This is a genomic window from Gordonia sp. 852002-10350_SCH5691597, assembly GCF_001665715.1.
Lineage (GTDB): Bacteria > Actinomycetota > Actinomycetes > Mycobacteriales > Mycobacteriaceae > Gordonia > Gordonia sputi.
In genome coordinates, this window is record NZ_LZMO01000265.1 from 1 (window position 1) to 12,711 (window position 12,711).

General features: G+C 64.8%; 10 protein-coding genes and 1 pseudogene. 4 read left to right on the forward strand and 7 right to left on the reverse strand.

The window, feature by feature from the left end; genetic code table 11:
- A partial coding sequence (locus tag A5777_RS20135) for a suppressor of fused domain protein (protein ID WP_197502430.1) occupies nucleotides 1-274 on the forward strand: 274 nt, incomplete at its 5' end.
- A gap of 74 nt (nucleotides 275-348) precedes the next feature.
- On the opposite strand, the gene A5777_RS20140 is transcribed toward A5777_RS20135, so the two are convergent.
- Nucleotides 349-1,410, reverse strand: coding sequence for a magnesium and cobalt transport protein CorA (locus tag A5777_RS20140; RefSeq protein ID WP_064864042.1), 1,062 nt, complete (start codon nucleotides 1,408-1,410; stop codon nucleotides 349-351).
- A gap of 13 nt (nucleotides 1,411-1,423) precedes the next feature.
- Between A5777_RS20140 and A5777_RS20145 the strand changes: the two genes are divergently transcribed.
- Nucleotides 1,424-2,455 carry a glycine betaine ABC transporter substrate-binding protein gene (locus A5777_RS20145; protein WP_064864044.1) on the forward strand — a complete coding sequence of 344 codons (1,032 nt, stop codon included), beginning with the start codon at nucleotides 1,424-1,426 and terminating at the stop codon, nucleotides 2,453-2,455.
- 285 nt (nucleotides 2,456-2,740) lie between these two features.
- Here the strand turns inward: A5777_RS20145 and A5777_RS20150 are convergent.
- The 4 genes and pseudogenes from A5777_RS20150 to A5777_RS20165 form a co-directional block, all read right to left on the reverse strand.
- Nucleotides 2,741-3,328 (reverse strand): annotated as a pseudogene (locus A5777_RS20150) (HNH endonuclease); the annotation flags it as partial.
- Nucleotides 3,303-3,551: a hypothetical protein gene (locus A5777_RS25540; protein WP_231895132.1), complete on the reverse strand. Its 249-nt coding sequence runs from the start codon at nucleotides 3,549-3,551 to the stop codon at nucleotides 3,303-3,305. The gene A5777_RS25540 and the pseudogene A5777_RS20150, both read right to left, overlap by 26 nt.
- 189 nt (nucleotides 3,552-3,740) lie before the next feature.
- Complete coding sequence (locus A5777_RS20160) at nucleotides 3,741-4,571, reverse strand: SDR family NAD(P)-dependent oxidoreductase (RefSeq protein WP_064864069.1); 831 nt, start codon at nucleotides 4,569-4,571, stop codon at nucleotides 3,741-3,743.
- Between the two features lie 61 nt (nucleotides 4,572-4,632).
- On the reverse strand, nucleotides 4,633-6,180 hold the full coding sequence (locus A5777_RS20165) for a flavin-containing monooxygenase (RefSeq protein WP_064864071.1): 1,548 nt from the start codon (nucleotides 6,178-6,180) through the stop codon (nucleotides 4,633-4,635).
- A 103-nt stretch (nucleotides 6,181-6,283) separates the two neighbouring features.
- Here A5777_RS20165 and A5777_RS20170 point away from each other — a divergent pair, with 103 nt between their 5' ends.
- The gene (locus tag A5777_RS20170; protein WP_005205773.1) at nucleotides 6,284-6,865 is read left to right on the forward strand and encodes a TetR/AcrR family transcriptional regulator; all 582 of its coding nucleotides are present in this window, start codon (nucleotides 6,284-6,286) and stop codon (nucleotides 6,863-6,865) included.
- Nucleotides 6,866-7,144: 279 nt separating this feature from the next.
- Here the strand turns inward: A5777_RS20170 and A5777_RS20175 are convergent, their stop codons facing one another.
- Nucleotides 7,145-8,017, reverse strand: a complete 873-nt coding sequence (locus tag A5777_RS20175) for a LysR family transcriptional regulator (protein ID WP_064864050.1) — start codon at nucleotides 8,015-8,017, stop codon at nucleotides 7,145-7,147.
- Nucleotides 8,018-8,123: 106 nt separating this feature from the next.
- On the opposite strand from A5777_RS20175, the gene A5777_RS20180 reads away from it, so the two are divergent.
- Nucleotides 8,124-8,498 carry a nuclear transport factor 2 family protein gene (locus A5777_RS20180; protein WP_064864052.1) on the forward strand — a complete coding sequence of 125 codons (375 nt, stop codon included), beginning with the start codon at nucleotides 8,124-8,126 and terminating at the stop codon, nucleotides 8,496-8,498.
- Between the two features lie 111 nt (nucleotides 8,499-8,609).
- Here A5777_RS20180 and A5777_RS20185 read toward each other — a convergent pair whose 3' ends face one another.
- Nucleotides 8,610-12,497 carry a multifunctional oxoglutarate decarboxylase/oxoglutarate dehydrogenase thiamine pyrophosphate-binding subunit/dihydrolipoyllysine-residue succinyltransferase subunit gene (locus A5777_RS20185; RefSeq protein ID WP_064864055.1) on the reverse strand — a complete coding sequence of 1,296 codons (3,888 nt, stop codon included), beginning with the start codon at nucleotides 12,495-12,497 and terminating at the stop codon, nucleotides 8,610-8,612.
- Between the last annotated feature and the right edge of the window lie 214 nt (nucleotides 12,498-12,711).

Consider the following 12,711-nt stretch of genomic DNA (forward strand, 5'->3'; position numbering starts at 1 on the left):
CGAGGGACTCATCCTCGCGCCGGACGCACTGGTCGATCTCGGTGAGCCCCTGTGGGATGGCGCGCCGTTCACCGCGCTACTGACGGTGGCCGACGATCTGGGCGAGCTTGCGCTACCCGACCCGATGGAACCGGTGCGGTTCTTGCGCACGATCCCGATCACCGCGAACGAAGCCGCGTGGGTGCGACTCAAGGGAGCCGACGCCCTGCGCGAGGCGTGGGCAGAAGCGGGCATCGACATCGCCGACCCGAGGCGTTCTCCCGCCACTATGTGATCAGGTGCGCAACGCTCCGCGCGGGCCGTCCACGCAGCCAGAGGCGTCGCCGACGGGGCCAGGTACGTCGCCGTCTACAGCCAGTGACTTCGACGGAACGTCGCCCACAGGCCGCCGCAGATGAGGAACATGACCAGGCACAAAATGCCGAAGCCCTGTCGGTCGTGCATGCCGGGCAGGATGTCGAAGTTCATCCCGTAGAGGCCTGCGACCATTGTCGGCACCGCGGCGATGGCCACCCACGCCGAGATCTTGCGCATGTCGCTGTTCTGCTGAATGCTCACCTTCGTCGCGGCGGCGTCGAGCAGCGAACTGAGTACCTCGTCGTATTCGACGACGTGCTCGATCACGGTGCTGAGGTGGTCGGACACGTCGCGGAACTGGCGTCGAATCTCCTTGGGCACCAACGTGTTGTCGGACGCCAGCCGCGACAGAGGGCCCGCCAGCGGTGTGACCGCGCGCCGCAGTTCGAGTACCTCGCGACGGAGCAGATAGACCGGCTCGATGTTGAGCCAGCGTTGTTGCCGGGAGAAGACGGTGCTCTCGATCGACACCACGTCGTCCTCCATCCGTTCGGAAACGGCGAGGTAGGAGTCGACGACCTTGTCGGCGATGGCGTGCAGTATGGCGGTGGGACCCAGCGCGAGGCGTTCTGGTCGGGCTTCGAGTCGCCGACGCAGATTGTGTAGGTGGGTGTGGTCGCCGTGGCGGACGGTGATGACGAAGTCGCGACCCGCGAAAACCATGATCTCGCCGGTTTCGACCACCTCGCTGGCCTTCTCCATCGACTCGTGCTCGACGTACTTGACCGTCCGCAGCACAAGGAACTGCGTGTCGTCGTAGACCTCGAGCTTCGGACGTTGGTGGGCATGCACCGCATCTTCGACGACGAGTTCGTGCAGGCCGAACACCTCGCCGACGCCGGTCATCTGCGCGTCGTCAGGCGCGACGAGCCCGAGCCACACGAATCCCTCGCCGCTCTCGCGTACCTGAGCAAACGCGTCGGCGTAGGTGATGCGCCCCGGTTGTCTGATCCCGTCGACATACACTGCGCAGTCGACGACCGCCCGTGCAACGGGGACCGGAATCCGGGGGAGCGGACGCGCGTTCCGAGCACCGGGGCGGAGGTTGGGCATTGGCACGAGGTGGATGCTACTCGCGGAAGGGCATCGTTATACCGTGAGAGCCGTGCGGAATCGTGTGTGGGCCACCGCTGTCGTCTTTGCGGTTGCGATGGTTGTCACCGGGGTGCTCGCGGGATGTTCGGATTCGTCGCGCGACTCCGCGTCATCGAGTCGACTGCTACATCTGGGCTCGGCCGACGATCCGGCGCTACGGGTGATGGCCGAGATCTACGCCGGAGCCTTGCGAGACGTCGGTGCACCGGTTGCAGATGACATGCTGCGCGGCGACGACACCGCACTGCTCGACGAGATGGATCGCGGAAAGGTCGACCTGTTTCCCGCGTTCAGTGGCGAACTGCTCACCTCGCTGGCACCGAAGGCGATCGTGACGTCGTCGGACGAGGTCTACGACGAGCTCAACCGCTCTCTGCCCCAGGGTGTTTCGGTGGGTGACGCGACGCCGGTGAGTGCAACACCCCAGGTCTTTGTCGCGACGTCGCTGGCGCAGTCGAGCGATGTCACGGATCTATCGGAGTGTGGGCGACTGCCCGAGGGGCTTCCCGTCGTGGTCGTGGGACGTCCGCAACCCGCCGACATGGCTGCGTTCGCCGCACAGGGTTGTCGCTTCGGTGCGGTGGAGTCGGTCGGATCGGCACGCGAGGTGATTGCACGAGTCGGGACGGCACAGGCTGTCGGCGTCGTGACAGCGCTCGGCGCCGCGGTCGCCCTCGACCCCTCGGCACCCCAGATCCAGGCACTGAGAGTGCCCGCGCCGACACAACAGGACGCGGGACAGACTCCGTCCGCCCCATCTACTCCGTCCACCCCGGTTACCCCATCCACCCCGTCGAGCGCTTCGCCGCAAAGCGGTCCGCGGGCGCAGAATCTCGTGCCGGTGTACCGGACCGCAGCGCTGACCCGCAGCGAGGTCAAGCAGATCAATCGTGTCGCGGGAGAGATCACCACCGCCGATCTCGCCGAACTGGCACGCCGCGCAGACGCGGGCGCCAAGCCACGCGATCTCGCGGTCGCGTGGCTCGGCGAGCACGGCCTCTAGTCGTTACGGGTCAGCAGGCTGCTGATTCGACACCGAACAGCTATCCACGACGTGGCCGGGCGTCGTAAATCTCCCGCTGCCCCCTGAGATCTGAAGGTGGCCCGACATTGCTCCGTCGCCCCAACCGCGCGAGCCCAATTACGTCTGCCCAACCACGTCTGCCCCGCCACCGGGGTGTGGTGGCGGGGTGTGGACGGGTTGCGGCGCAACCTGATTCGACGGTTCGTCCGGTTCGTTGGGCTAGTGTGTCGGCCGGGTTGGCGCGCGGGTCAGGTGACGCGGTGGTCAGGCGGCGTCAGCCGCGGGTGGGTCGAGGCCGCCTGGTGGGTCGACGTCGCCGAGCCACCAGGGGCTGGTTGGTGCGTCGGGGTCTGTGGACGGGTCGGGGTCGGGTGGATCAGTGAGGTTCCGTTGGATGTCGACCCGCGCGCTGAGGCGCAGGGTGTCGGCGGAGGGTATCGAACCCGCCAACGCGAGCTCGATGTCGGTGACCGTCGCCTTGTTCGCCCTCGGCGCGGCTGGCGTCGAAGGCGGCGTCATCATCCAGGCACCGACTGCGTCCGCGACGATCCCGGTACCGGCTGTATCCGAGGCTCGCGCGCCGGTCTCGGTAACCGTTGCGTTTGTGCCTGTCGCGTGTGCTGCGGCTTGAGTGTTGGTGTGTTCGGCGGTGAGGTGGTCGTGGAAGTCGGCTTTGACGTCGGCGATGCGGTTGATGTGTTCCGGATTCTCGGGCATACCCGGTTGGGCGTTGAGTCGCCACGCAACCCGGCCGGTGTCGGGTCCGTCGGTGATCATGCGGGTGGTGAACTGTCCGGGTTTCGGCCCGACGCGCCGATTGTGCACATCACACGCGGGCACTAACTGGTCGATTGGTGATTTCGGTGGGCGTGAACTGGACCGCATAGCCGGCCATCTGCGCTTCGGCGGCAGCTTTCGTCTCCACCGACACCTCGGCAGGGATTGCCTCCAACACCGCAGCCAGCCGTGACAGTTTCTCCGCCACCACCGCATCCGCCGACCCCACCGCAGCAGAAGCCAAAGCCGAAGGCGCACGGCCATTCTCACAGCTGTTGCGATTGCTGCTGCTGTTCACGTGCGGTCACCCCCGCCCCACGACGTGTCGAATATGTGTTCTACACTGCCCGACAATACGGACAACGGCGAGGAAAATCGAACAATTCTTCGGTCGTGTGGATACCGCTCGATCGGAGAGAAGGGCGTCGCCCAGTTCGTGCGTTCGACTACGTCGTCTTTTGCACGAACAGGGCAACGACGACAGCGGTCAGCGGAACGAGGTGGTGACGCGCTTGGTCACGCCCGCCACGACGCCTTGGTACTTCGACGCGACGAGACGCACCCAGACGTCGAGCACGATGGCGTCGGCGCCGATGAGAACTCGCGCCTTGTTCTTCTTCACGCCCTTGATGATGGTGTCGGCAGCCGACGACGCCGAGGTCCGCGCGAGGTACTTGTCGAAGAACTTGGCGAAGTTGGCCTGGTCGTAATCGTCGGCGACCGTCGCGTTGCGAGCGATCGCGGTCTTGATGCCACCGGGATGCACGCAGGTGACGCGCACCGGGTGCTTGGCGATCAACATCTCCTGGTTGAGCGCCTCGGTGAATCCGCGAACGGCGAACTTCGCCGAGTTGTAGGCCGCCTGGCCCGGCTCGGACAGCAGACCGAACAGTGACGACGTGTTGACGATGTGGCCGTCGCCTGAGGCGATGACGTGCGGCAGGAACGCCTTGGTTCCGTTGACGACGCCCCAGAAGTCGACGTCCATCACGCGCTCGATGTCCTTGAACTCGGTGCGCTCCACTTCGCCGTGGTGCGCGATACCCGCATTGTTGAACACGACGTTGACCTTGCCGTAGTGGGCCATCACGGTGTCGGCGTAATCGAGAACCGCCTCACGCTCGGCGACGTTGAGGATCTGCGCGTGTACCGGTGCGCCGGTCTCGGCGACGAGCTTCTCCGTTGTGGCCAGACCGTCGGGGTTGACGTCGGAGATCGCCAGCTTGGCGCCCTGTTGGCCCAGCTTCACCGCGAGTTCGCGGCCCATGCCCGAGCCCGCACCGGTGACGACAACGACTTTATCGCGAAAGTTCTTCATGGTGTTCTCCTTTGTGTGTTGGTGTGTGCGAGATCCGGCGTGCATGCGGATGTGGTCGAGATCAGGCGCGGGTGCTCGTGAGCACGGGCGGGGTGTTGATGTCGGCCGCCGACGAATCACGCGCGACAGAGTATGCAGCGACGTCGAATCGTCGGGTCTGCTTGCGGAAGTTGAACGTGAAGCCCGGCCACAGCGTGGTGATGTTGCCGTTGTCGTCGGCGTACCAGGAGGCGCAACCGCCATTGACCCAGACGCTGTTGCGGAGCGCGTGCTGAATACCGGTGTTGTACCCGCGTTGCGATTCCTCGTCGACGTCGACGCGCGTGATCCCTTGTGTGCGAACAGTTTTGAGATAGTCGACCAGGTAGTTGAGCTGCGACTCGATCATGTACACCATCGAGGTGTGTCCGAGTCCGGTCGCCGGACCGACCATCAGCATCATGTTCGGGAAGCCGTGGACGAACGACCCCTTGTAGCCCTGCATTCCGTTCGTCTCCCACGTCTGGGCGAGCGATCGTCCCTCGGCGCCGACGATGCAGTCGAACACGGGCGAATCGGTGACGTGGAAGCCTGTCGCGACGATCAACACGTCGATCTCGCGCTCGGTGCCGTCCGCGGTCACGATGCCCGACGGCGTGACGCGTGCGATGGGGTCGGTGACGAGGTCGACGTTGGGTCGATCGAGTGCCGGGTACCAGGCGTTCGATCGCAGGATTCGCTTGCAGCCGACCTGGAAGCGGGGAGTGACCTTGTCGCGCAGCTTACGGTCACGGATTCCGCGTGCGATGTTGGCGCGAGCGACGAGCTCGACGGGCTTGAGCGCGGTACGCGAGTGCGTCAGACCGAAGGCGATGAACTCGTTGAAGGCGTACACCCCCGCGCGGCCGGCGCTCTGCACGATGGGCGCGTTCTTGAACAGCCAGTGCTCGACGGGGGTGTAGGGCCGCTCGGTACGTGGGACGATCCACGGCGCAGTGCGCTGGTAGACGTCGAGGTGGGCGACGCGCTTGGCGACCTCGGGGACGATCTGGATGGCCGACGCACCGGTGCCGATCACGGCGACGCGCTTACCCGAGAGCTCGACGTCGTCGTCCCAGCGCGCGGAATGCATGACAGTTCCGCCGAACGATTCGATGCCGTCGATGTCGGGAAGATTCGGTTCGCACAACGGTCCGACCGCGCCGATGAGGTGTTGTGCCCGGTACGTCGTCATGGCAGCGGTGGCCGGATCGGTTCCGGCGGGCACCGTGTCGATCAGCCAGTGCTGTTCCGACTCGCTCCACGCGGCACGGATGACCTCGACGCCGAACCTGGCCTTGTCGCGCACGCCGTAACGATCGGCCACGTCGTTGATGTAGCGGTGGATCTCGGGTTGATGAGAGTACGAGCGTGACCATTCGGGATTGGGGGCGAACGAGTACGAGTACAGGTTCGACGCGACATCGCACGCGGCGCCGGGGTAGGTGTTGTCGCGCCAGGTGCCGCCGAAGTCGGCTCCGCGATCAAGGATGACGTAGTCGGTGAAGCTGTTCTGGCTCATCTTGATCGCCGCGCCGAGGCCGGAGAATCCGGCGCCGACGATGGCAACCTGAACATTGTGCGTTGTCATGCTCATCACAGTAAGAGCCTATTGAACATTAGTCAATAGGCTATTGAACACTGGTCAATAAGTCGCCTAAACTGTGTTTGTGACCCAGACGAAGCGCACCAGGATGAGCCCGGAGGCCCGACGCGACCAGCTCATCGCGCTCGGGCTGCAGATGGTGTCGGAGCGGCCGCTCGACGAGGTGTCCATCGATGCGATCGCCGAGGTAGCCGGTGTGTCGCGCGCACTTCTGTTTCACTACTTCGCGTCGAAGCAGGAGTTTCACGTCGCCATCGCGAAGGCGCAGGGAGAGGAGATGTTGCGGCTGACAGCGCCCGACGAGACCCTCGACGATCCGCTCGCCATCCTGTGGAGCTCGTTGTCAGCGTTCGTCGACTACGTCAGCGAGCATCGCAGCGCCTACACCGCATTCCTGCGCGGCGCGTCGAGTACCGACCCGGCGATGCGGGCCGTGATCGACGGCACCAGAGCGGTGATGGCCGAGCGCATCCTCGATCACGCACCTGCGCTCGGCGTCGAGGTCACCCCGGCGGTCCGACTGGCGACGTTCGGGTGGATCGCCTTTGTCGAGGAGGTCACGATCGGCTGGCTCACCGATGGGGAGATCACCCGCGACCAACTGCTTGCCGTGATCTCCTCGTCCCTGCCTGCCCTTGTCACGACCCTCACGGATCTTCCGGCGCATTGAACCAGACTCATCAGAAACCCCAGAAACCCCAGTTGCCGCCGGTTGGGTCTCCTGGGAACGGTGGCAGTTGACTCGGATCCGAAAGCCCCTGTGCGCGACGGAACTCACGAAACTCCCGAGCCTGCCTGCACGCCCGTCGGTACATCAGAGCCAAAGGAGTCAAGACGACGACGAGCACTGCTACGAGTATCAGACCGGCCATGCCTTGTGATGATCCGCCGACGTCGGTGCAGGTGGAAGGCCTGCGTCGTGCGTTCGTCGTACGGGAACCCCCGGGGATCAGCCGGTTCGACGCCGCATCTCACGGAGCAGGGCCGCGGTCGCCGGTGACGGGGGTTCGCGCCAGATGATGCCGAGTGTGGATCGCGCGGCATGGTCGGTGATCGGCAGGCTGACGGTGTCTCGCCACGAGGCGGCGGTGCTCTCGCTGAGTACGGCGACGCCGAGTCCGCGCGTGGTCAGCATGTGTGCAAGTGACGGGGTTGCGACCTCCCAGCGCGGAACCCGAGCGCCTCGCTCCCGTGCCAGCAGGGCGTCGAGTGCTGTGCGGGCGCCGGTGCCGCGGGTGAGCGAGATGAGGTCGGCGTCGGCGATCTCATCGGGTCCGACATCGGCACGCGTCGCCCACGGATGATCTCGCGCGACGACGGCGTGCAGCGCGTCGTCGACGATGACTGTGGTGTGCACGTGCTGGGGCGGCTCGCCCGACCACGCAGCGATCGCGACGTCGAGCTCGCCCGAGTGCACCCCGTCGATGAGCGTCGTCGAGATGGCTTCACGGACCGAGATGTCGACCCCGGGGTGTTCGTGGTGCATCCTCGCGATGGCATCGAAGATGGGCTGCCAGGTGAGTCCACTCACGGTGCCTACCCGCAGCGTGCCCGTGGTGAGGCCGCGCAGATCGTCGGCCAGCGCGACGACCGCATCGATTCCTTCGACCGCCCCGCGTATGGCTGGCAGTACTCGCTCTCCTTCGCTCGTCAACGTCACGCGTCGGGTGGTGCGCTGCAGCAGTGCGATCCCCAGTTCGTTCTCGAGCTTGCGAATCTGAGTGCTCACACCCGACTGGCTGATGTGCAGAGTCGACGCCGCTGCGGTGAACGATCCGGTGTCGACGACGGCGAGGAGGTAGCGGAGCTGATGCAGTTCCATGACTCAAAATGATAAATGCCATAAGAAATAGATGTTGGACAGATTAATCGCCGCTGAGCAGTCTGGAGTACGAACCCACGGACCGATGCTTCGAAAGGGAGAAGAGATGACTGTGGACACAACTGCACAGGCCGATACGGCGACCACCAGGGATGCGGCGACAACCTACTTCGACGCCTGGCGCGCAGGCGATTTCGACCGGTTGCGTTCGGTTCTCGCCCCCGACGTCGACTTCGTCGGTGTGATGGGGACGGCACGCGGAATCGACGAGTGTATTGCCGGTCTTCGTGGGATGTCGGAGCACCTGATGCGCGATCTCGTCTTGCACGCACGTGTTGTGAACGGCGCCGATGCGATCACGTGGTTCGACCTGGTCACCGACAACGCATCGCTACCGACGGCGAACTGGAGTCACGTCGAGAACGGCCTGATCACGCGGATTCGCGTGACATTCGATCCGCGTCCGCTCTCGAAGGGCTGACCGCTCAGTCCTTCCGCTGGGACTCGTGTGAGTTTCCGACGTTGATCGACAAAAAACGAGCGAGGGCCGCACCCGGCACGGGTCGGCCCTCGCTCGTTGCTATTCGACGCCTCAGGCAAATGCCTCGTCGAGGATCTCCTGCTGCTCGACGGCGTGCACCTTCGACGAGCCGGAGCTCGGTGCCGACATCGGGCGACGCGAGATGCGGCGCAACCCCTTGAGGAGGTTCGGCAGCATCTCGGGCAGCCACAGTCCGAGGAATGGCCACGGCCCCTGATTGGCAGGCTCGTCCTGCACCCACACGAAATCGTCGGCGTTCGGGTACTTCTCGAGCGTCTCCTGGAGACGACGATGCGGCACGGGGTAGAGCTGCTCGACGCGGACCACGGCGATGTCGTCGCGGCTCTCCTTGTCCCGACGGGCGGCGATCTCGTAGTAGATCTTGCCGCTCACCAGCAAGACGCGCTTGACCTTGCTGCGATCACCGTTGTCCTTCAAGAACTTCGGATCGTCGATCACCGAGCGGAACTTGTCGTCGGTGAAGTCCTCCACGGGGCTGACGGCAGCCTTGTTGCGGAGCATCGACTTAGGCGTGAACACGATCAGCGGACGGCTGATCCCGTCGAGCACGTGCCGACGCAGCAGGTGGAAGTAGCTTGCCGGCGTCGACGGCTGCGCGACCGTCATCGAACCCTCGGCGCACAACTGCAGGAACCGCTCGATACGTCCCGAGGTGTGGTCGGGGCCCTGGCCCTCGTGGCCGTGCGGCAGCAGCAGCACGACGTCGGACCGCTGACCCCACTTGGCCTCGCCCGAGCTGATGAACTCGTCGATCACCGACTGCGCGCCGTTGACGAAGTCGCCGAACTGCGCTTCCCACAGCACGAGTGCGTCGGGGTTGCCCACCGAGTAGCCGTACTCGAAACCGACCACCGCGAACTCCGAGAGAGGCGAGTCGTAGACCATGAAGCGGCCTTCGGAATCGGCGTCGCCGTCGAGCGGTGCGAGGTGATTGAGCGGTGTGTACTCAGAGCCGTTCTCCCGGTCGATGAGGACCGAATGACGCTGGCTGAACGTGCCGCGTCGCGAATCCTGGCCGGACAGGCGGACGGTACGTCCCTCGAGAACCAGTGAACCGAAGGCCAGCAACTCGGCGAACGCCCAGTCGACGTGGCCGTCGCGGCTCATCTCGTGACGACGCTTGAGCACGGGCTTGACGCGCGGATGCGGCGTGAAGCCGTCCGGTGTGTCGTAGAAGGCGTCGCCGATACGCTCGAGAACCGTCTTGTCGACGGCGGTGACCAGCTTCTGCGGCAGGGGCTGGTCGTCTTCGACGGACTCACTGGGCTCGGGCGTGAACTTCTCGAGTTCCTTGACCTCGTTGAAGACTCGTTCGAGTTGGCCCTGGTAGTCGCGCAGGGCGTCCTCGGCCTCCTTGGTCGAGATGTCGCCACGACCGATCAGAGCCTCGGTGTAGGACTTACGCACACCGCGCTTGGTGTCGATGACGTCGTACATCGCGGGCTGGGTCATCGACGGGTCGTCGCCCTCGTTGTGTCCGCGACGGCGGAAGCAGACGAGGTCGATCACGACATCCTTGTGGAAGGTCTCGCGGTAGTCGACGGCCAACTTGGCCACCCACACGCATGCCTCGGGATCGTCGCCGTTCACGTGGAAGATCGGGGCGCCGATCATCTTCGCGACGTCGGTGCAGTATTCACTCGACCGTGAGTGTTCCGGCGCCGTGGTGAAGCCGACCTGGTTGTTGACCACGATGTGGACGGTGCCGCCCGTGCGGTAGCCCGGAAGCATCGCGAGGTTGAGCGTCTCGGGGACCACTCCCTGGCCTGCGAACGCGGCGTCGCCGTGCAGCATGAGCGGCAGGATGGAGAACTCGCGCTCTTCGGGCAGCAGATCCTGCTTCGCGCGGACGAGACCCTCCAACACCGGGTCGACCGCCTCGAGGTGGCTGGGGTTGGCGGTGAGCGAGACGTTGATCTCGTTCTCACCGAACATCTGGTAGTACTTGCCCTCTGCGCCGAGGTGGTACTTCACGTCGCCGGAACCGTGTGCCTGCGACGGATTCAGGTTGCCCTCGAACTCGGTGAAGATCTTCGAGTAGGGCTTGCCGACGATATTGGCCAACACGTTGAGGCGGCCGCGGTGCGGCATTCCGATGACGACCTCGTCGAGCGAGTACTCGGCGCTCTGGTCGATCACGGCATCCATCATCGGGATGACCGACTCCGCGCCCTCGAGCGAGAAACGCTTCTGCCCAACGTATTTCGTCTGCAGGAAGGTCTCGAATGCCTCGGCGGCGTTGAGCTTGGAGAGGATGTACTTCTGCTCGGCGACCGGTGGCTTGACGTGCTTGATCTCCACGCGTTCCTGAACCCAGCGCTGCTGCTCGGGCTCGAGGATGTGGGTGTACTCGACGCCGACGTGGCGGCAGTACGCATCGCGCAGAATCGACAGGACGTCGCGCAGCTTCATCGTGTCCTGGCCGTGGAAGCCGCCGACCTTGAAGGTGCGATCGAGATCCCACAGGGTCAGGCCGTAGGTCAGGATGTCGAGATCCGGATGCGAGGTACGCGCATAGCTGTCCATCATCAGCGGATCGGTGTCGGCCATCAGATGGCCGCGATTGCGGTAGGCCGCGATCAGCTCGAGCACCCGGGCATTCTTGTCGACGACTCCCGCGGGGATGTCGCGACGCCAGCGGATGGGCTCGTAGGGGATGTGGAACGCAGTGAACAGCTCGTCGTAGAACGCGTCGTCGAGAAGTAGTTCGTGAATCCTGCGCAGGAAGTCGCCCGATTCGGCGCCCTGGATGATCCGGTGATCGTAGGTGGAGGTCAGCGTCATCAGCTTGCCGACGCCGAGCTCGGCGATCTGCTCGTCGCTCGCACCCTGGAACTCGGCCGGGTACTCCATCGCTCCGGCGCCGACGATCGCACCCTGGTTCTTCATCAGGCGCGGCACGGAGTGCACGGTGCCGATGGTGCCCGGGTTGGTCAGCGAGATGGTTACGCCCGCAAAGTCTTCCGCGGTGAGCTTGCCGTCGCGCGCACGGCGCACGATGTCCTGGTACGCGGAGTAGAACTCGGCGAAACCCATTGTCTCGCAGTTCTTGATGGCGGCGACGACGAGCGAGCGGTTGCCGTCCTTACCGACGAGGTCGATCGCCAGACCGAGGTTGGTGTGCGCGGGGGTGACCACATTCGGCTTGCCGTCGATCTCGGCGAAGTGGCGGTTCATGTTCGGGAACGCCTTGATCGCCTGGACGATCGCGTAGCCGAGGATGTGGGTGAAGCTGATCTTGCCGCCGCGGGTGCGGGCCAGATGATTGTTGACGACGATGCGGTTGTCGATCATCAGCTTGGCCGGGATCGCACGCACCGACGTGGCGGTCGGGATCTGCAGCGACGCCGTCATGTTCTTGGCGACGGCGGCCGAGGCGCCGCGCAGAACCTTTTCGGTGTCTTCGGCGGGTGCTGCGTCCGTGGTCGTCGAAGCGGCCTTGGCCGACGCGGGCGCCTTCTGTGAGCGCGACGATCCGTCGCGGCTCGCAACGCTGTGACCCGACGCGGCCTTGGTGGCTGTCGACTCGCGGGCGGGGGAGTTGGTGGTGGCCGGACGCGGGGTCGGCTCCTGGTCGAGAGTGACCTGGCGGGGTGCGGCCTTGCCGTTCGACGAGGCGCTACCGTTGCTGCTCGCGGATGCGGTCTTCTTCGGGGCTGCGGTGTTCGACGCACCGTTGCTGTGTGCGGTGCCCGATCCGTTGCCTGACGCCGAGGGCGTCGCGGTCTTGGTGGACGCGGTCTTCGTCGATGCGGGCTTGGTAGTCGTCGCGGTTGTGGACTTGGCCGCAGAGGATGCCCCAGCAGATGCTGCTGACGTGCCGTTGGACGAACCATCGTCGCCTGGCTTGTAGTCCTTCAGCAGATCGTGCCAACTCGGGTCGACCGAGTTCGGGTCTTTTTTGAATTGCTGGTACATTTCGTCGACCAGCCACGTGTTTTGTCCGAAATCTGATATCGAACTGCTCACAGCGGTATCTCGCCTCAATTCCCTCTGGTGTCGGGTCGCTCGCTCGCGTCGTGGAGTCCCTTGTGAAGATTACGACGCACCACCTGCTCATGGTACGCGCGCGACGTTGCGCTCCGTGTACCGACCGCGCCGACGTCGCAGCCGGTTGCGGTCCCGATCCGCG